The 19231-nt window shown below is 40.9% G+C and carries 20 protein-coding genes; 16 read left to right on the top strand and 4 right to left on the bottom strand.

What is annotated here, in order from left to right; genetic code table 11:
• Positions 1–181: 181 nt before the first annotated feature.
• The 9 genes from M2353_RS09330 (at position 182) to M2353_RS09290 (ending at position 11737) form a co-directional block, all read left to right on the top strand.
• Entirely contained in the window at positions 182–1438 is a 1257-nt protein-coding gene (locus tag M2353_RS09330) for an ABC transporter substrate-binding protein (protein ID WP_284725312.1), read from the top strand.
• A gap of 30 nt (positions 1439–1468) precedes the next feature.
• Positions 1469–2401, top strand: a complete 933-nt coding sequence (locus M2353_RS09325; RefSeq protein ID WP_284725311.1) for a carbohydrate ABC transporter permease — start codon at positions 1469–1471, stop codon at positions 2399–2401.
• On the top strand, positions 2401–3231 hold the full coding sequence (locus M2353_RS09320) for a carbohydrate ABC transporter permease (RefSeq protein ID WP_073414107.1): 831 nt from the start codon (positions 2401–2403) through the stop codon (positions 3229–3231). Before M2353_RS09325 ends, M2353_RS09320 begins: the two co-directional genes overlap by 1 nt.
• Positions 3232–3262: 31 nt before the next feature.
• Entirely contained in the window at positions 3263–4594 is a 1332-nt protein-coding gene (gene melA / locus M2353_RS09315) for an alpha-glucosidase/alpha-galactosidase (RefSeq protein WP_007499268.1), read from the top strand.
• 362 nt (positions 4595–4956) lie between these two features.
• Positions 4957–6417, top strand: a complete 1461-nt coding sequence (locus tag M2353_RS09310; protein ID WP_284725310.1) for a CoA-acylating methylmalonate-semialdehyde dehydrogenase — start codon at positions 4957–4959, stop codon at positions 6415–6417.
• Between the two features lie 223 nt (positions 6418–6640).
• Complete coding sequence (locus tag M2353_RS09305; protein WP_284725309.1) at positions 6641–8185, top strand: glycoside hydrolase family 43 protein; 1545 nt, start codon at positions 6641–6643, stop codon at positions 8183–8185.
• Between the two features lie 44 nt (positions 8186–8229).
• A complete protein-coding gene (gene xynC, locus M2353_RS09300) occupies positions 8230–9492 on the top strand; it encodes a glucuronoarabinoxylan endo-1,4-beta-xylanase XynC (protein WP_425332871.1) in 1263 nt (420 codons plus the stop codon).
• 131 nt (positions 9493–9623) lie between these two features.
• Entirely contained in the window at positions 9624–10331 is a 708-nt protein-coding gene (locus tag M2353_RS09295) for a response regulator transcription factor (RefSeq protein ID WP_284725307.1), read from the top strand.
• A gap of 2 nt (positions 10332–10333) precedes the next feature.
• The gene (locus tag M2353_RS09290; protein WP_284725306.1) at positions 10334–11737 is read left to right on the top strand and encodes a sensor histidine kinase; all 1404 of its coding nucleotides are present in this window, start codon (positions 10334–10336) and stop codon (positions 11735–11737) included.
• Positions 11738–11791: 54 nt separating this feature from the next.
• On the opposite strand, the gene M2353_RS09285 is transcribed toward M2353_RS09290, so the two are convergent.
• Entirely contained in the window at positions 11792–12100 is a 309-nt protein-coding gene (locus M2353_RS09285) for a magnetosome magnetite crystal formation protein family (RefSeq protein ID WP_007499277.1), read from the bottom strand.
• Positions 12101–12484: 384 nt separating this feature from the next.
• Between M2353_RS09285 and M2353_RS09280 the strand changes: the two genes are divergently transcribed.
• The 3 genes from M2353_RS09280 (at position 12485) to M2353_RS09270 (ending at position 14486) form a co-directional block, all read left to right on the top strand.
• The gene (locus M2353_RS09280) at positions 12485–12886 is read left to right on the top strand and encodes a MerR family transcriptional regulator (RefSeq protein ID WP_017367349.1); all 402 of its coding nucleotides are present in this window, start codon (positions 12485–12487) and stop codon (positions 12884–12886) included.
• A 26-nt stretch (positions 12887–12912) separates the two neighbouring features.
• Entirely contained in the window at positions 12913–13839 is a 927-nt protein-coding gene (locus M2353_RS09275) for an alpha/beta hydrolase fold domain-containing protein (protein ID WP_178896721.1), read from the top strand.
• 224 nt (positions 13840–14063) lie between these two features.
• The gene (locus tag M2353_RS09270; RefSeq protein ID WP_284725305.1) at positions 14064–14486 is read left to right on the top strand and encodes a cytidine deaminase; all 423 of its coding nucleotides are present in this window, start codon (positions 14064–14066) and stop codon (positions 14484–14486) included.
• Between the two features lie 43 nt (positions 14487–14529).
• Here the strand turns inward: M2353_RS09270 and M2353_RS09265 are convergent, their stop codons facing one another.
• The 3 genes from M2353_RS09265 to M2353_RS09255 all read right to left on the bottom strand — a co-directional run bounded on the left by M2353_RS09265 (position 14530) and on the right by M2353_RS09255 (position 15855).
• On the bottom strand, positions 14530–15297 hold the full coding sequence (locus M2353_RS09265; protein WP_284725304.1) for a pentapeptide repeat-containing protein: 768 nt from the start codon (positions 15295–15297) through the stop codon (positions 14530–14532).
• Positions 15298–15390: 93 nt separating this feature from the next.
• Complete coding sequence (locus M2353_RS09260) at positions 15391–15558, bottom strand: YdhR family protein (protein ID WP_125701701.1); 168 nt, start codon at positions 15556–15558, stop codon at positions 15391–15393.
• A gap of 108 nt (positions 15559–15666) precedes the next feature.
• A complete protein-coding gene (locus tag M2353_RS09255) occupies positions 15667–15855 on the bottom strand; it encodes a hypothetical protein (RefSeq protein ID WP_024719068.1) in 189 nt (62 codons plus the stop codon).
• A 256-nt stretch (positions 15856–16111) separates the two neighbouring features.
• Here M2353_RS09255 and M2353_RS09250 point away from each other — a divergent pair, with 256 nt between their 5' ends.
• The 4 genes from M2353_RS09250 (at position 16112) to M2353_RS09235 (ending at position 19203) form a co-directional block, all read left to right on the top strand.
• Positions 16112–17281 (top strand): FAD-dependent oxidoreductase, encoded by a 1170-nt coding sequence (locus M2353_RS09250; protein WP_284725303.1) that lies wholly within the window; start codon positions 16112–16114, stop codon positions 17279–17281.
• A gap of 63 nt (positions 17282–17344) precedes the next feature.
• A complete protein-coding gene (locus M2353_RS09245) occupies positions 17345–18004 on the top strand; it encodes a TetR/AcrR family transcriptional regulator (protein WP_284725997.1) in 660 nt (219 codons plus the stop codon).
• Positions 18005–18166: 162 nt separating this feature from the next.
• Positions 18167–18817, top strand: a complete 651-nt coding sequence (locus M2353_RS09240) for a helix-turn-helix transcriptional regulator (RefSeq protein WP_284725302.1) — start codon at positions 18167–18169, stop codon at positions 18815–18817.
• Between the two features lie 11 nt (positions 18818–18828).
• Entirely contained in the window at positions 18829–19203 is a 375-nt protein-coding gene (locus tag M2353_RS09235; RefSeq protein ID WP_017367342.1) for a RidA family protein, read from the top strand.
• Positions 19204–19231 lie beyond the last annotated feature (28 nt).

Genomic DNA, 19231 nt, shown 5'->3' with positions numbered 1-19231 from the left:
CAGGAAGGGAGCTGCTGAGCATGATGGCCAGATCATGCTGAAAACAACGCAGTTTACCCAATTGCTCTCTTATCTCTTTGAAAAGAATAGAATTCCAGTATAATGGACTTCTTTTGTTTCCGCAACTGCATGAATTCTACCGATAATCGTCTGAATTTTCAGTGATCAAGAGGAGGAAACGATGAATAAAAAATTTTTGATGTTGTGTGCAGCTCTAGTTTTGTCGATGATCTTGTCTGCTTGTGGCAATAACGGTGCGTCTGAAGCAAACGGAAAAGTGACCTTGACTCTATTCTCTACAATGAGCAACAGCGGGGAGAGAAAGGCATTTGAAGAAGTGATCCGTGACTTTGAAAAAGAACATCAAAACATTCGAATTGATGCCAACTTCCCTGGCAACAGCTATGAAGATATGATACGCGTCAAAATGGGCGCAAACGACATGCCAGACCTATTTGATACACACGGCTGGGCCAAGCTGCGATATAGCGAATACGTGGCTGATCTAAAGGAGATGGACTGGGTAAAACAACTCGATCCTTCACTTGATCAAATCTTAAAAGACAAAGATGGCAAAGTCTATGCCTATCCGCTAAATCAAGCAAAAGACGGACTCAGCTTTAATGCCAATCTATTAAAAGAATATGGCATAAAAGTTCCTAAAACACTGAATGAACTGAAAAGTGCTTTACAAACTGTCAAAGAAAAAAGTAAAGGAGACGTTGTGCCGCTCTGGATACCAGGAGGCGATAATTCAAATATTGCCCAAGTCTTTGATGAGCTGGCAACGCCTTTACTCATTACCGATCAAAAACATCAATACGGAAAAGACCTTGAAAATGGATCATTTGATTGGTCTCAATATACACCGCTTGCACAGTTTATGAAGGAGCTGAAAGATCAAGACCTTTTAAACAAAGATGTACTCACTGCGAAACTATCTCAAGCACCTGAGCTAATGGCACAAAACAAAATCGCTTTCACCTTTGTGGGAGGATCTTTAGGACCTGAGGCGACTGAACTCAATCAATCGATCAAAGTAGGCACCATGCCCGTACCAGCGATTCATGAAGGAGATGAGCAAAGCTGGATTGGCGGGGAACGCTTTACTGTCGCGGCATGGAAAGACTCCAAGCATCTAAAAGAAGCAAAACAATTCATTGACTTTCTAGCAAAGCCTGAAAACGCAAAAAAAATCGCAGAGGGCACTTCCTCTGAAACGGCTTTAAAAGAAGTCAAAGCCAAAAACTATTACTCTACATTTTACGAGCAATATGAAGATATTAAGATTGAACCATATTTTGATCGGAAATACTTACCGAGCGGCATGTGGGCTGTCATGGCAACGACCGGTCAAGAATTATTAGCAGGCTCCATCACACCGGAACAACTATCGAAGAAAATGGAAGAGGAATATAAGCGTCTGAAAAAACAATAGCAGGCTCATGCTGAAACAGGAGTGAAGCCAATGAGTGACATCACAAAAGAAAAACAGGCGGCGACATTTACCTCTTTTCCAAAACAGAAGATGAAAAATAGCCAAAATTCTTCACTTTGGTGGATGTATCTGCCTGCTGTTCTCGTTGTCAGTGCCTTTATCATTTATCCCTTTTTTAACGGGATTCAGCTCTCTTTTACAAATTGGAACGGTTTCTCACAACAGTATAAGTGGATCGGACTTGATCAATACAAACGGCTACTGCAAGATCCAACTACATGGCTTGTTGTGAAAAATACCCTTCTTTACGGCATCGGGAGCACCATCTTACAAAATATGATTGGACTTGGATATGCACTCTTATTAAATCAAAGTTTAAAAATGAGAGCCATCACAAGAACGGTGATCTATTTACCCGTCATGATCAGCCCGATTGCTATGGGCTATATTTGGTATTTTGTCTTTGCGTACCAAGGTGGTGCTTTAAACGACGTTGTTACCTTTTTTGGATTTGATCCAATGAATGCACTTGGTAATCCGCAGCTAAACACTTGGATCATTGTGTTTGTGAATACGTATCAATTCGTCGGGATTGCCATGATCATTTATTTAGCAGGACTCCAAAGCATTCCTAAAGATTATTATGAAGCAGCACAACTCGACGGAGCTTCAGGTCTTCAGCAATTTTGGCGCATCACATTACCGCTTTTAATGCCATCTATCACCATCAATGTTGTGCTCAATGTGATCGGTGGACTTAAATTGTTTGATGTCATTGTCGCGCTCACTGGCGGAGGACCCGGAGATTCCTCGCAATCGATGTCGACTTTTATGTACGATTTGTATTTCAAACGGCAGGATGCAGGCTATGCAGCGACGCAAGGTGTTTTCATGGCTGTTATCATCCTTGTCGTTAGTGTCGCAGCGCTCATTTATTTCAAACGAAAGGAGACCGAGGTGTGATGGATAACGCCTATAAACGAAAGAAAAGATGGTACTCCTTACTCGCCCTTTTGATTACATTGCTTCACCTGATTCCATTTTATATTTTAGTCACGACCTCTCTAAAGGGGATAGGAGATTTTAGCTCAAAATGGTTGTTCCCATCAACGCTTCATTTTGAAAACTTTCGCATGGCATGGACAGATGCTCAGCTTGGCCAGTCCTTTTTGAATACAGTGATCATTACGTTCAGCTCGGCTGTCCTACTCATCATCTTTGGATCACTTGCCGCCTATCCGCTCGCAAGAAGAGGAACAAAGCTGAATCAAGCGGTGTATCTCTTATTCATTGCCATTATGGTCATACCGCCGCTCACAGCCCTTGTCCCTTTATACAAAATGGTTGTACAAATTGGCATGATGAATACTTATCAAATCGCTATTTTAAACAATGTTGCTGCTTTTTTGCCACTGACGATTTTTCTATATGCCGGTTTTATCCGGTCGACGATTCCAAAGGAGCTTGAAGAAGCCGCTCGTATTGATGGCGCGGGAACACTCAGAGTCTTTTTCACCGTCGTTTTTCCGCTGCTGAAGCCGATTACCGCTTCTGTTTTAATCATTGCCTGTGTGTATATTTGGAACGACTATCAATTTGCCATCTTCTTCTTGCAAGATAAAGAGATGCATACACTGACAGTCGCCTTATCCAATTTCTTTGGTCAAAATCAACACCAGCTCCAGCTCGTTGGCGCCGCTGCTCTTATTGCGATGCTGCCAATGGTCACGATGTTTTTACTGTTGCAAAAATACTTTATCGCAGGGCTGTCTCAAGGCTCTGTTAAAGGGTAATCCAACCTTGATGTAAAAAGGAGTGTCGTCTATGTCTAAAATTACATTTATCGGTGCAGGAAGTACCGTTTTTGCTAAAAATATATTAGGAGATTGTCTGTTCGTTCCCGCACTTGCCGGCTTTGAATTTGCGTTATATGATATCGACCATAACCGGCTGAAAGAATCAGAAACGATGCTACGTCACTTAAAAGAGAACTACGGTGCACATGTGACCATTCAGTCGTATCACAACCGGAAAGAAGCCTTAAAGAATGCGAAATATGTCATCAATGCCATCCAGGTAGGAGGCTATCAGCCAAGCACTGTCATTGATTTTGAGATTCCAAAAAAATATGGATTAAGACAAACGATTGCGGATACGGTTGGCATCGGCGGTATTTTCCGCTCACTTCGAACCATTCCCGTGATGCTGGACTTCGCAAAGGATATGGAAGAAGTATGTCCACACGCCTTATTATTAAATTACACGAATCCAATGGCCACATTGACTGGCGCTATGCTGCGTTATACTCGGGTTCAAACGGTTGGTCTTTGCCATAGCGTACAGGTGTGTACGAAAGATTTATTTCAATCACTTGAAATGGACCATGAAGGCATTGAAGAAAAAATTGCCGGCATTAATCACATGGCATGGTTATTAGAAGTGAAACGGGACGGTCAAGACTTGTATCCAGAAATCAAAGCAAGAGCAAAAGAAAAACAAAAAACACGGCATCCAGATATGGTTCGTTTTGAACTAATGGATAAATTCGGCTACTATGTCACCGAATCCTCAGAGCACAATGCAGAATATCATCCGTATTTTATCAAATCTCGTTATCCAGAACTGATTGGACAGTTTAACATTCCGCTCGATGAATATCCAAGACGCTGCGAGGAACAAATCAACAATTGGAATACGATGAAACATGACCTTGTGGGAAACACACAAATCACGCATACGCGCTCTAAAGAATATGGTTCACGTATCATTGAAGCGATTGAAACGAACGTTCCCTTTAAATTTGGTGGAAATGTACTGAACACAGGAGGACTCATTCACAACCTTCCTGAAAAAGCCTGTGTCGAAGTGCCGTGTGTTGCAGACCGGAGCGGTATCATGCCATGTTATATTGGAGAGATACCTGAACAATTGGCTGGACTCAACCGAACCAATATCAGCTCACAGCTCATGACGATTGAAGCTGCAATCAGCGGCAAAAAAGAACACATTTACCAAGCGGCATTATTAGACCCGCATACAAGTGCTGAATTATCAATTGATGACACCATTAAACTATGTAATGAATTAATTGAAGCACACGGGGAGATGCTCCCGGCTTATACAGAGCCGAGTCAATACGCAATTTCTTCTAAATAACTAACATAAACAGTCTTAGCCTGATGCACCTGGCATCAGGTTTTTTTAAATCAACAAACTGCTCATTGACTGAAAGCGTTTTTAATATTATGATTTTTCTAAAGTTAACCAACAGTTAACCAAAAATACATCATCAATTAGTTAACATGATCATGCCACATGACATACAGACAAAACGAGCTAAAAGGGGGACAGATCTTCGGCTAGAAGGTATAGACTTCACATGTTTTATCAGAACGTAAAGCAAAACTGTGGTTTCATTTGACAAAGAGTGTATACAGATGAAGGCCCCTTAGATGAGACAATGACGATAAATCAATACACGATTGCATCACAATCCAAACAAAGAGGAGAGAGGGAACATGACCAAAACAGATGTACAAACGTTGAAAAATTATATTGGCGGACAATGGGTGGACGCCGAAACGAATCAAACGGAAGCTGTTTATAATCCAGCTACTGGCGAAGTCATCGCAGAAGTACCGCTTTCAACAAAAACGGATGTAGAACATGCAGTCCAAGCAGCACAAGAAGCGTTCACCACTTGGTCTAAAACAGCTGTTCCCCGGCGGGCACGTATTTTATTTAAATACCAACAGTTACTCGTTGAGAAATGGGATGAGTTGGCTGAACTCGTCACGCTGGAAAACGGAAAAAGTGTAACAGAAGCAAAAGGAGAGGTGCAGCGAGGAATTGAATGTGTGGAATTTGCCGCTGGTGCACCAACCTTAATGATGGGGAAACAACTGCCTGATATTGCGACTGGTCTAGAGTCTGGCATGTACCGCTACCCAATTGGCGTCATCGGCGGCATTACCCCGTTTAACTTTCCGATGATGGTCCCATGCTGGATGTTCCCGCTTGCCATCGCTTGCGGAAATACATTTGTTTTAAAGCCTTCAGAACGGACGCCAATCCTTGCTGCACGGTTAGCAGAACTATTTGAAGAAGCGGGACTTCCAAAAGGTGTGCTCAACATTGTCAATGGCGCTCACGATGTAGTAAACGGTCTGCTTGAACATGAAAAGGTAAAAGCCATTTCGTTTGTCGGCTCTCAGCCAGTCGCAGAATACGTCTATAAAAAAGGGACATCACATGGTAAACGTGTACAAGCACTTGCCGGTGCAAAAAATCACTCCATCGTCTTGAAAGATGCTGATTTAGAATCAGCCACAAAACAAATCATTGGCGCTGCTTTTGGATCAGCAGGTGAACGCTGCATGGCAGCAGCCGTTGTCGCAGTGGAAGAAGACGTGGCGGACGACTTGATTCAACAATTGGTCGATGAATCCAACCAGCTTGTCATCGGAAACGGAATAAATGAAGATGTCTTTCTCGGACCAGTCATTCGGAAAGAGCATAAAGAACGAACTCTTCAATATATCCAATCAGGAATTGAAGAAGGCGCAAGCCTGATTCGTGATGGCAGACAAGATAACGAAACAAATGGAGAAGGGTATTTTGTCGGACCAACGATCTTTGATCATGTCACAAATCACATGAAAATCTGGCAGGACGAGATTTTTGCCCCAGTCTTATCCATTGTCCGTGTCTCATCACTCGCAGAAGCAATCGACCTGTCCAATCAATCAAAATTCGCAAACGGTGCCTGCCTATACACAGACAGCGCTTCAAGCATAAGAGAATTTCGTGAAAACATCGAAGCCGGCATGTTAGGCATTAACATTGGTGTTCCTGCTCCAATGGCTTTCTTCCCATTTTCCGGCTGGAAAGATTCCTTCTACGGAGACTTGCACGCCAATGGAACAGACGGAGTAGAGTTTTACACGAGAAAGAAAATGGTGACCGCTCGGTATATGTAGCCTACATTTATTGAACATTGAGGAAGAATGCAGCTCCAAAATGGAGACTGCATTTTTTTGTTGTCTTCTAGTTAAAAAGTAAGGGTTTTCATCGCACTCTTTACAAGGATTCACAGGGAGAAATCATTCTTTGTATTCATTCTTCATCACGAAACATCAACATAATTTGAAATTGGGCCTAAACCCCAATATCAGGAAGATGAAAACAGGAGGAAATGACACGATGAGGACGAGGATGAAGTGCAGCATTTGTTTATTGATCTTCACTTTGGTACTGAGTTGTTTGCCGGTATATGAAGCGAATGCGGCAAGCACTCCTATTGCCAAGCAAGTAGGAAATGCAAACCCGCTCATTGATCATCACTTAGGAGCAGACCCGTTTGCGCTTACCTATAACGGAAGAGTATACCTTTATATGTCGAGTGATGACTATGAATATCAAAGCAACGGAACGATTAAGGACAATTCATTTGCAAATCTGAATAGAGTATTCGTCATCTCTTCGGCGGATATGGTCAACTGGACCGATCACGGAGCGATTCCAGTTGCGGGGGCAAATGGGGCAAACGGCGGCAGAGGCATTGCCAAATGGGCAGGCGCATCATGGGCCCCATCAGCGGCAGTAAAGAAGATCAACGGAAAGGATAAATTTTTCCTTTATTTCGCTAACAGCGGCGGAGGGATTGGAGTCCTTACAGCAGACAGCCCGATTGGTCCATGGACTGATCCAATTGGAAAAGCGCTCGTTACGCCAAGTACACCTGGCATGTCCGGAGTTGTATGGCTTTTTGATCCGGCCGTATTTGTAGATGATGACGGTACTGGTTATCTATATGCCGGCGGAGGCGTTCCAGGCGGTTCCAATCCAACGCAGGGACAATGGGCAAATCCTAAAACAGCAAGAGTCTTGAAGCTAGGTGCTGATATGACAAGTGTGGCCAGTAGCGCATCCACCATTGATGCTCCTTTTATGTTTGAAGACTCAGGGATGCATAAGTATAACGGAACCTATTACTATTCCTATTGCATCAATTTTGGCGGCTCACATCCTGCTGATAAACCACCTGGTGAAATCGGCTATATGACGAGCTCAAGTCCGATGGGACCCTTCACGTATAAAGGACACTTTCTGAAAAATCCGGGTGCTTTTTTTGGTGGCGGCGGTAACAACCATCATGCGGTATTCAATTTTAAAAATGAGTGGTATGTGGTGTATCATACGCAAACCGTTAGCTCTGCATTATACGGAAGCGGCAAAGGCTATCGCTCTCCACATATTAACAAGCTTGTGCATAATGCAGATGGCTCCCTTCGAGAAGTAGCAGCCAATTATGAAGGAGTGAAACAGCTATCTAATCTGAATCCATATCAACGTGTTGAAGCTGAAACATTCGCTTGGAATGGACGCATTTTGACAGAAGCCTCGTCAGCACCAGGGGGACCAGTGAATAACCAGCATGTCACCAATATTCAAAATGGCGATTGGGTCGCTTTAGGGAATGTAGACTTTGGTTCAAATGGCGCTAGAACATTTAAAGCCAATGTCGCATCGACAGTAGGCGGGAAAATAGAAGTACGCCTTGGCAGCGCGAACGGCAGACTGGTCGGTACACTGAATGTCCCTTCCACCGGTGGAACACACAACTGGCGGGAAATAGAAACATCGATTAACGGCGCATCCGGAGTGCACAACGTATTTTTTGTCTTTACCGGAACAGGCGGAGGAAATCTATTCCAATTTGATTCTTGGCAGTTTACTCAAAGGTAGCGAATAAAGGTGCTTAAATGTTTGATAGAGGAGTGGGAAATTTGATGTCATGTGTAAAAAAACCAATGCTTGCTTTATTGGTGTGTTTCACCATGCTATCTGTCATGTTCATAGGGCCCGGAGTAGCTGAAGTATCAGCAGCTGACGCAAACATTAACCTCAACGCAGAAAGACAAGTGATTCGTGGTTTTGGCGGAATGAACCATCCAGCTTGGATTGGTGATTTGACAGCACCACAAAGGGAAACCGCCTTTGGCAATGGACAAAATCAGTTAGGGTTTTCCATTCTTAGAATTTATGTAGACGAAAACAGAAACAATTGGAGCAGAGAAGTCGCGACGGCCAAACGAGCGATCGAGCATGGTGCTCTAGTCATTGCTTCCCCTTGGAATCCTCCAAGCAGTATGGTTGAAACATTCAACCGGAATGGATCACCTGCCAAGCGGCTTAAATACAATCAATACGCAGCATATGCTCAGCATCTGAATGATTTTGTCACTTACATGAAAAACAACGGAGTCAATCTTTATGCGATTTCTGTTCAAAACGAGCCCGATTATGCACACGAATGGACATGGTGGACACCTCAGGAAATCCTGCGATTCATGAGAGAAAATGCCGGCTCCATTAATGCACGTGTGATTGCACCAGAATCCTTTCAATACCTTAAGAATATCTCAGATCCTATCTTAAACGATCCGCAGGCGCTTAGGAATATGGACATTCTCGGCGCTCATCTATACGGAACCCAAATTAGCCAGCTTCCGTACCCTCTTTTCAAACAAAAAGGGGCAGGGAAAGAGCTATGGATGACAGAGGTCTACTATCCGAATAGTGATAACAATTCAGCGGACCGCTGGCCTGAGGCATTAGGGGTATCAGAGCATATTCACCATTCAATGGTGGAAGGGGACTTTCAGGCGTATGTGTGGTGGTACATCCGGAGATCATACGGTCCTATGAAAGAAGATGGACTGATTAGCAAACGTGGATACAACATGGCGCATTTCTCCAAGTTTGTGCGTCCAGGGTACGTCAGAATTGATGCAACGAAAAGCCCTGAACCGAATGTTTTCGTCTCAGCCTATAAAGGAAACAATCAGGTCGTCATTGTGGCGATTAATAAAAACAATGCAGGGGTCAATCAACACTTTGTCGTGCAAAATGGCTCTGTTTCTCAGGCGTCTAGATGGGTGACGAGCGGCAGCAGCAACCTTCAGCCTGGAACTGACTTAAACATATCAGGAAATCAATTTTGGGCTCATCTCCCTGCTCAAAGTGTGACAACATTTGTGGTCAAACGCTAGAGAAACACGAAAAGCCAATTTTCTCATTAAAAAAGAAAATTGGCTTTTTTCTGTGTAAATAGAAAGTTGATTTTTCACGACGTCAACACTTTGGGTATAATAATAACAACGACTTCAGGAGAGTGATCATCATGCCAAAGGTTCAAAGCAAAGTATTGATTATAGATGACGAAAAAGAAATTTTAGAATTAATCCATACCGTATTAACAAGAGAAGGCATTGACCAGGTGTTAACAGCTTCAACTGCCCGTGATGGGCTCACGCAATTTCATCAAGAACAACCAGATCTCGTCATACTGGATATTATGCTGCCAGACGGTGAAGGCTACGATATTTGCAAACAAATCAGAGATGTCTCGCATGTTCCGATTATCTTTTTATCAGCAAAGGGAGAGGAATCAGACAAAATTGTAGGACTTGCCATTGGAGGCGATGATTACATTACAAAACCGTTCAGTCCAAAAGAAGTCGCCTACCGGGTAAAAGCCCAGCTTAGACGGTCATCCTACTTACAGCCTTCTCAAGCGGAGCCCGTGATCAAAAAAGGCCCATTTGAGTTAAACGAGCAGCAAGCCGAACTAACGAAAAACGGAGCGGCAATTGAACTCACTCCGAAAGAACTTATGTTGATAACTTATTTCTTACAGCATCCGAATCGCGTAATCAGTAAAGAAACGCTTTATCAAACGGTTTGGGGAGAGGATTTCTTCGGTTCTGATAATACGGTAATGGTTCATATAAGAAGACTGCGGGAAAAAATAGAAAATTCCCCATCTACACCAGAATTTCTCGTGACGGTCAAAGGGCTTGGCTATAAATTTGTTGTAAAGGATGCGTAAAGATGAAATGGCGATTAACAGGCAGATACATGGTCTCTGTCATTATCGTGACCATTATCACGGTCTTTATTAACTTATTTGGATTCATGATATGGCTTGTACTACAAGCAAGCAGTCAGCAAAACGAAGAAAATACGCCGGAAACCTTCACAAGAACATTTGAACAATACATCACCTTGTCTGATCAAGATATCACTGTGAGTAAAGAAGGACAGCAAGCTTTAAAACAACAAAATGCGTGGATTCAAATATTAGACGAAAATGGACAAGACGTCTATCATGCACTAGCACCTAAAGGCTTAAAGAGCAAATACACACCTATAGAAATTGTAAACTTACATAAATATAAAGATAAGCAGTTGATGTCGACGATCTATGCTGGCGGGAAAAATGGAAAGGGTAAGGAATACAGCTACTTCATCGGATTTAAGGACCCTTCCATCGGAAAGTATTTATTTTCTTTTGATACGAAAGACTTAATATCGCAATTCAATATCGGGACGATGATTTTATTATCGATTGATGCCATCATTGCCTTATTCATTGGATACTTATTCAGCCGGCAGCTCATCAAACCGCTCGGCCGTGCCATTTATGGCATCCAGAGGCTCGCAAACGGAGATTATACGACGAAGCTGCCAACTAAGGGGATATATAAAGATGTGTTCTATAATGTCAATCACTTATCAGAGCAGCTCGCTTCAAGCCAAAAAGAAAAAGACAAATTAGAGCAAATGCGAGAAGAGTGGATCAGTCATATTTCTCATGATATTAAAACACCATTATCCTCTATTCAAGGCTATGCAGAAATCATGAAAGATCCAAATTATCCTCTTTCAAATCAAGACATTAGACATTATGCCAGCATCATAGAGAATAAATCACTGTACATCAAAGATGTGATGGAGGATCTAAATTTAACAACAAGGCTAAAAAATAACGACGTGATGTTGCATAAAGAGCTTGTGAACATTGTGCCATTGCTGCGTGAAACGTTAATTGATATCCTCAACGATTCGAGATATGCAGATCAGACCATTGAGCTACAAACGAATGTAGACAAGCTCATGCTGAATATTGATACGATCCTCATACGAAGAGCGGTCACCAATCTCATTTTAAATGCCCTTGTTCACAATGATGCTGATGTGAAAATCATTGTACAGCTTGAACAAAAAGAACATACCCACATCACCATTCAAGACAACGGCAAAGGAATTGAAGAGGCAGAGCTAGAAAAAGTGTTTGATCGCTACTATAGAGGGACGAATACTGGAGGGACACATGCAGGCTCAGGCCTTGGAATGGCGATTGCAAAAGATATCATCCAAAAACATGGGGGAGATATTACAATACAAAGTATGATAGGAGAAGGAACAACGATTGATATCCAATTACCCGCTTAAACGGACATACAAAAAAACGGTTCTGCTCAAACACAGAACCGTTTTTTCTAACTCTTATTCTGAAAACACTTTTATGCCTTTCACAATGTTCCAAATGAAGAAGTAGATCGCCACAAGGAATGTCACAGCATATGTTGCAATTAAGAACGGACCAGCATGACTGATATCGTTCATGCCAAGTAAACCTGAACCGGCAATACCAAGACCGAAAATCAAATAAGGAATAATATGTGTCCATAGTGATTTTTTCGCATGGTATTTCACTTCGTCTTTTCCTAAGAAATAAACGATAATCGGAAATAGAAACGGTGCAAAAAAGATACTGAAGTAACATAATGAAGACAAAATTTTATTTTCTCTCAAAGCTTTTCACCTCTATGATTGATTTAGAAGAGGGGACCATTTGACTCATCCCTCAATTCCTTACAAACCCATTGTACAACCTCAACCTTAACTTGTTTTAATCCGAACCTTACAGCAACCTTAAATATGTTAAACCATAAAATGATGATCGATATTTCCATTTATTTTTCCAGAAAAAAAGTTGACTTCACCCCCTCTGAATCTACAATCAGTAAAATCGACCCATTTGAAGATGTTCTACCCGGATGTTCAAGCTAGAGACCTCTTCGCTACAATTATTTGATAACAAAAGTTGGCCGAAAAATGTTTCACCTTGACCTTGAAGTGTAGTTCAACCTTTATAATGTACATATAGTAAAACAAAATAATAAAAAAGGAGTAACGATGGAGTTGATGACTAGAGGAGAACTTGCCAAAAAAACAGGAGTGAGTCCTGCCGCAATTCGTTACTATGAAGAGCACAACATATTACCTGCTCCAAGACGACGTTCAAACGGTTACAGATTCTATACAGACGACTATGTTGTGAAAATTCAATTGATCAAAGATGCGAAAACGCTCGGTTATTCATTAAAGGAAATAGCTGAAATTATGGACATGCTAAGTCAAGACATAGACCTTGATACCCTAAGACAAATTGTCCATCTTAAACATGAAGAAATTGAAAAGAAAATTAAAAGCCTTCGTCTCATTCAAGACCTTTTATCTAACTTATTAAAAACCCCTGAAAAAAAAGTACAAGTCTACCTGGAATCATTTCGTGTTCCGAAGCAGGATGATCAATAAACCTATTGAGTGAAGGAGAGAAAAAAATGAGTGTAGAAATGTATCATGGTGAACGTTCTAAAGAAAGTATTCAATTTGAAACATTATTCGCTTCGCAAAGTAATAAAGAGAGTTTTTCTAGTATCGAACAGACAAAAAAATTTCTTGAGCAAAAAGGAATTGAAAATACGCAGCCTTATGCCATTGGGGATGATGTGAAGTTAATCAGTGAGGTACAAGAGCAGACATTCGAAGGCATGCAAGTTTTCACATTGAATGAACAAGCATCACAAAATCAAAAAGTCATTCTCTATCTACATGGTGGCGCGTGGACAAATCAGCCTTTGAATGTCCATTGGTGGTTTATGGATAAAATGGCGCAATCACTAGGTGCGAAAGTAGTCGCTCCTATTTACCCAAAAGTACCTCATTATAGCAACCAGGATACGTATCCGAAAATGCTTAACCTATATAAAGACCTTCTGAAAACTGCCGGAAGTGCCAATCAATTGACGATCATGGGAGATTCAGCTGGAGGAAACATCTCACTTGGTCTTGCGCACCTTTTAAAGAAAGAGGATCTGCCGCAGCCGAAGGATATCGTGTTACTATCTGCGTGTGTGGATATGAGCATGAGCAACCCTCTCATATTTGAATATGCAAAAAAGGATCCGATTCTAGGTCATGAAGGAATGGAAGTCATCACAAAAATGTGGGCAGCTGATCAAAGTCTCACAGACCCATTGATTAGTCCCATTTACGGTGACTTTAAAGGGCTCGGGAAGATCACTCATTTTATCGGAACACATGATATGTTATATCCAGATGCCATAAAGCTCGATGAAAAACTATCAGAACAAGGAATGGACATCAAAACCTTTGTTTATCCTGAAATGCTGCATGTGTTTGTTGTCATGCCAATTCCAGAAGCGGCAGATGCTCTGAAGAAAATCATTCAAGTGATCAATCGTTAGGGATTCAGTTCACACCTAGAAAGGGTACATGTTCTGATGTAAATAGGGGAAAAGGCTGCTTATTTGAAAGCAGCCTTTTTCAATTGAATATGAAATACATTCAAAATGGCAATGCACTACAGATTAAACGGTCTTTTGGCTGGTTTGTAAAGGAGAGTGAAGTTCAGTTCATCACCTCATGTTTGGTATAATACATACGAGCAGTGAGGCGAAAGGGGAACGCAATGAAAACGTTTGATCTATCACAAGAAGATATCGAATTAATAGACGAAGCAAAAAAGAAGATTATCAGTCTTTATGAAGATGACAAGCATCATGTAGGGGCAGCGATCCGCATGAAAACAGGAGAAATCATATCAGCTGTCCATATAGAAGCCTATATCGGACCGGTAACTGTTTGTGCAGAAGCCATTGCAATTGGCAGCGCTTTATCGAATGGATACAAAGATTTTGATACAATTGTTGCAGTGAGACACCCTTATTCAGATGAAGAAGATAGAAGAATTAGGGTAGTCAGCCCTTGCGGCATCTGCCGAGAGCTCATTTCAGACTTTGGACCAACGTGTTTTGTCATCCTTGATATGGATGGGGAGCTGGTCAAGGTGAAAATCGAAGAACTCATTCCGCTCAAATATACTCGAAGCTGATGCACCACATAAAGATAAAATAGGAAAAGGGATGTAGCAAACGTTACATGTGATCCTTGCTACATCCAAGATGACTGAAAAAGCGTTCAACAAAAGAGGCCCCATGTATCTTCTCCATATATTTCGTGTTAAAAATATACTGTTCCATTTGTTCAAGCTTCCGCAGACTCCGCACTATTATTTTCCGATCATGGTCAGACAGAGTAGGATCATCATCTATCTTCTCTAAGGCCTTTTTCACACGTGCAGATACATGTTCAACATATAAATGGTTTTTGGATGCTGGCGGAATACATGCCGCTAGGTCACAGCCTATAAAACGAACACCATCAAGGGTGCAGTTTTCAAAATTGGCGATCAGCTTTTGTTTGCCATTTCCCTCAAACGTTATATCTATTAGCTTACCAGCAAAGGTACAATTGACGATGTTCGCTGCCTGTAAAACACGGTCATTGAATCTACAATTAGAGAAAGTACAATCGATAAACGTAGCATTCTCCAATGTCATTCCCCTCATATCGCAGGAAGAAAATTCGCAATTGGTGAAGACAGCTTCGTTTTTGCCAATGCCCACAGAGCTCAAGTCTGAACGACTAAAAGTACAATGATCAATCGTACTACCGGCAAAAAATCTCGTATTCGTCAGATCAATCGTATCAAATACAAGATGATCCAAGTGACAGCTCCAAAAAATAGGAGAACGAACATTTGAGTTGATGATTGTCGTTCTGCTGATTGTTTCGTTTTCATACCTGGCAACATCAGAAAATGTTTCGTTGTCTACTGATATACCAGACTCAAGTCTTCTCATCGCTGTCACCCTATCATTTCTTCAGAATTTTTCACAATCATGATGTCCATTCAGCCAGTTCATTTTCTCTTAGCGCTTGTCTTTGACTCAAGATTATATCACAAAACGATATGCGTTTAATGGACCTTTTGTGATATGAGGAATGTCAGAATTCATATCAAAGATTTTCGCATTGATATCTATTATGCCAAAGCTAGTGATTCGTTTAGCGTGCATATCGTGATATGTTTCAGCAGTTTCTTTTGTTTTGAATAAGTAGATTCCCTATCGGGGTCAGCTTGTATACATTCTTTGACTGAACACTAAGGTAAATCACAAAAACCTAAACAAAATCCACCGTCATAAACAATGGGTATTTGTTTAGGTTTTTTAGCGATTGAATCGTTTTCGAAGAACTAGGCATGAGACAGCGAATACTGCGAAAGCGCCCGCCGATCCAGCAGCAAACACCAACTCAAATTGTTCTGGTTTCGGTTTGAATAACAAAGGGACTGAAAGAATGAGCGCAGCACCACTAAAGCTCAATCCTAATATCAACATGGCCAATAATTTATTCATAGAAACACCTCTTACACTTAGAGTGAGAACAATGGAGACCTACTGATCCAAGTATTATTGTTATGATTCGACAACCTTTAACCGTCCTAAATGGAGTGTATCATATGATGGTAGGCGATTGGTTTCTTTTCATGAAAACACAATCGTACAACAAACAATTTTAAACGAACACTGTTCTTCACGAACGGTGTTCGTTATAATATAAATGAAATGAAATTTAAAACGCTTTCCATAAAGGGATGAGGAGATGCAGAAGATGACGTCATTATCTAAGAATCAAAAGCAAATCGCTATCATTGGAGGAGGACCTGGGGGACTAACACTTGCCTTAATTTTGCAAAATTACGGTATACAAACAACCATCTATGAACGGGAGATGCATGACAAGAGCCTTGAACGAGGGGGCTCACTGGATATTCACGAAGAAACAGGTCAAAAAGCCTTAAAAGAAGCAGGAGTTTATGAGAAATTTCAAAGGAATGCTCGCTATGAAGGGGAAGATTTCCGATTACTTGATAAATCAGGAAGAATTTATTTAGATGAAGAAACGGAATCAGATCAAAAAGGTACTCGCCCGGAAATTGATCGTGGTGTGTTATGTGAACTACTATTAGAACAAATTGATGCTGAAACCATCAAATATGGATATAAACTAGAAAGATGCGTTTCATTAGAAAGTGGTATGACCGAGCTTCATTTTGAAAACGGAGTTGTCGAAACAGTTGACCTTTTGATTGGGGCTGATGGTGCTTTTTCTCGTGTGCGTCCTCTGTTAACAGATATTGAGATTGAATACTCTGGGCTCACGATGCTAGAACTGAATGTCTTAAGCGTAGAGGAGAACCACCCTGATTTAGCTGAATTTAATAAACGAGGTAAGATGTTTGCTTTGGCAGACCACAAAGGACTGATTGGGCAGTTAAACGGAGATGGCCGAATCAAAGTGTACGCAAGCTTCATGGTAGAACGCAATTGGATCGAGACTTGTGGTATACCGTTTCATCAAGCGAAAGAAGCAAAAGAACAATTATTAGCGTTATTTAGTGATTGGGATGATCAGCTGAAAAACTATATTCGTTATGCAGAAGATGCCATCATTCCAAGGCGGATCTATACGCTTCCTACCAGTTTTAAATGGAATCGTCATAAAGGAGTAACGCTTATCGGTGATGCAGCTCACGTCATGTCGCCATTCGCAGGCGAGGGTGTGAACATGGCGATGTTTGATGCAAGGGAGCTAGCACTTGCTATTGTCCGACATCCTCATCATATTGAAAAGGCGATTGAAGAATACGAAGACATGATGTATGAATATTCATCGGAAAAAGCGCATGAATCGGAGAATAGTTTAAAACTGTGTTTTTCAAAAGACGCTGCGATCAAGCTTGCAGATATGATGAATTCTTTTCAAAAGGATGATGATTGATGCTCAATTTACTATTTTACTTTGACATGTTATAAAGAGAGTATGAACAATTCAAATCGTCGTATGATAAGTCGCCGGTCTCGGCCGGCTAAAGAACCCTTAAGCCGTGAGCTGATTGTGAAAACGGCCTATGAGCTTCTTAAGGAGCAAGGAATAGAGGGCATGAGTATGCGTAAGGTGGCTAAAGCATTGGATACGGGACCTGCATCCTTGTATGTCTACGTGAACAATGTTCAAGAACTCAGTGCTTACGTTTTGGATTATGGTCTCGGACAAATGGTTTATCCAGATTCAGAAGATGGCACATGGAAAGAACAGTTATTCGACATATTGCATACTTATTTCCTACTGCTATTCGAAAAACCGGGTCTCGCTGAAATTTCTCTTTCCACCATTCCACAAGGAACGAACTTTCTTGAGTTGACCGAACGTATTCTGGCTGCATTGCATGAAGGCGGGATCAAATCTACATCTGCAGCATGGGGAGTAGACCTATTGCTGTTATACGTATCTTCTGTAGCTTACGAAAAGGTCTCTTGGAAGAAACAAGGCTCTTCACAGATTTCAGACACAAAAAAAGCATTTCTTCAAGCAGACAAAACACAGTTTCCTTTCATTCATCGTGTAAAAGAAGAAATGTTTGCAGGTGATACCGTATCAATGGAACGGTTCCGATGGGGAATTGACGTCATTTTGTATGGAATCCAGCAGGAAGACAATTAGAAAGGAGCATAAGCAAAAAGCAGTCAATGGCTGCTTTTTTTATATGGTGATTTTCATATTTGTGACCTTGTGAGCATTACAATATATAAATAAATCTATATATTGTTTTTATATATAAAAAATTATATAATCTAGTGGAATAAAAAAATGGGGTGCTTAGGCATGGAACATATTAAAAAGTTATTAGAGAGTTATATTCCTTTAGCAAAATCTACTGCAAAAATGTTTGGACCAAATTGTGAAGTGGTGATTCATGATTTAACGAATCCTCAAGCATCTATCATGTTTACAGTAAATAACCATGTGACAGGAAGAGAAATCGGCCAATCATTTGATCATCTAGTAAAGACTGTATTACAATCAGAAGATTTTAAAGAAGATTATCTGGCTGGTTATACATTTGTAACAGAAGATAAGCGTACGATCCGTTCTTCGACTTCATTAATACGTGATTTAAAGCAAAAAGTGATCGGTGCTTTCTGTATCAATTTTGATGTTGAAGCACTGAATCAAATGCAGCAATTTATGGATACTTTTCTTACTACACAGGTGGAAGCTCAAGAGAAAGAAACAACATCAAATGATGATCTTGAAAATGTGGAAGAAATAGTAGATCAATTGATTCAACAAATCATTCAAAACAGTGTTCACCCAGTCATGAAACGTCATGAAAAAATTGAACTAATCAAATTTATGGATGAAAAGGGCATTTTTTTAATGAAAGGATCTGTTGAGAAGGTCGCATCTATGTTAGGTATTTCCAAAGTAACCGTCTATAGCTATTTGGATGAAATCAAAAATAAATCGAGGTAAGGAGTGTCAAAATGGAAAGCATACTCGAGGTAGGAAATCTAAAATCAAACGGACACTATGCATTCGCAACCATTCATCAAAACACGGTCTATGTGTCGGGACAATTTGCCATCAATCCTGAAACGACAGAAAAAGAGTTCGGCCCCATTGAAAAAGAGACATTACAAGCGCTTAAGAATGTAGAGATGATTGTAGAGGCTGCTGGAAGTCAAAAAGAAAAGATTTTGCGCATGACATTATACATTTCAGATATTGAATTATGGGACAAAGTAGATGCGGTTTATACCGAATTTTTCGGTGAACATAAACCAGCACGTACGATTGTACCAACGAATGAATTACATTTTGGTTTCAAAATTGAAATGGATGCCATTGCATATATTTAGAATATTTTTTTGACCACCCTATATAAAA

The sequence above is a fragment of the Bacillus aerius genome (assembly GCF_029894105.1).
GTDB lineage: Bacteria > Bacillota > Bacilli > Bacillales > Bacillaceae > Bacillus > Bacillus altitudinis.
This window is presented reverse-complemented; position numbering and strand designations above follow the sequence as displayed.

Bases quoted from the DNA above. Each gene is read 5' to 3' on its own strand.
- M2353_RS09330 (WP_284725312.1), top strand. From the start codon at position 182: ATGAATAAAAAATTTTTGATGTTGTGTGCAGCTCTAGTTTTGTCGATG.
- M2353_RS09325 (WP_284725311.1), top strand. From the start codon at position 1,469: ATGAGTGACATCACAAAAGAAAAACAGGCGGCGACATTTACCTCTTTT.
- M2353_RS09320 (WP_073414107.1), top strand. From the start codon at position 2,401: ATGGATAACGCCTATAAACGAAAGAAAAGATGGTACTCCTTACTCGCC.
- melA (WP_007499268.1), top strand. From the start codon at position 3,263: ATGTCTAAAATTACATTTATCGGTGCAGGAAGTACCGTTTTTGCTAAA.
- M2353_RS09310 (WP_284725310.1), top strand. From the start codon at position 4,957: ATGACCAAAACAGATGTACAAACGTTGAAAAATTATATTGGCGGACAA.
- M2353_RS09305 (WP_284725309.1), top strand. From the start codon at position 6,641: ATGAGGACGAGGATGAAGTGCAGCATTTGTTTATTGATCTTCACTTTG.
- xynC (WP_425332871.1), top strand. From the start codon at position 8,230: ATGTCATGTGTAAAAAAACCAATGCTTGCTTTATTGGTGTGTTTCACC.
- M2353_RS09295 (WP_284725307.1), top strand. From the start codon at position 9,624: ATGCCAAAGGTTCAAAGCAAAGTATTGATTATAGATGACGAAAAAGAA.
- M2353_RS09290 (WP_284725306.1), top strand. From the start codon at position 10,334: ATGAAATGGCGATTAACAGGCAGATACATGGTCTCTGTCATTATCGTG.
- M2353_RS09280 (WP_017367349.1), top strand. From the start codon at position 12,485: ATGGAGTTGATGACTAGAGGAGAACTTGCCAAAAAAACAGGAGTGAGT.
- M2353_RS09275 (WP_178896721.1), top strand. From the start codon at position 12,913: ATGAGTGTAGAAATGTATCATGGTGAACGTTCTAAAGAAAGTATTCAA.
- M2353_RS09270 (WP_284725305.1), top strand. From the start codon at position 14,064: ATGAAAACGTTTGATCTATCACAAGAAGATATCGAATTAATAGACGAA.
- M2353_RS09265 (WP_284725304.1), bottom strand. From the start codon at position 15,297: ATGAGAAGACTTGAGTCTGGTATATCAGTAGACAACGAAACATTTTCT.
- M2353_RS09255 (WP_024719068.1), bottom strand. From the start codon at position 15,855: ATGAATAAATTATTGGCCATGTTGATATTAGGATTGAGCTTTAGTGGT.
- M2353_RS09250 (WP_284725303.1), top strand. From the start codon at position 16,112: ATGACGTCATTATCTAAGAATCAAAAGCAAATCGCTATCATTGGAGGA.
- M2353_RS09245 (WP_284725997.1), top strand. From the start codon at position 17,345: ATGATAAGTCGCCGGTCTCGGCCGGCTAAAGAACCCTTAAGCCGTGAG.
- M2353_RS09240 (WP_284725302.1), top strand. From the start codon at position 18,167: ATGGAACATATTAAAAAGTTATTAGAGAGTTATATTCCTTTAGCAAAA.
- M2353_RS09235 (WP_017367342.1), top strand. From the start codon at position 18,829: ATGGAAAGCATACTCGAGGTAGGAAATCTAAAATCAAACGGACACTAT.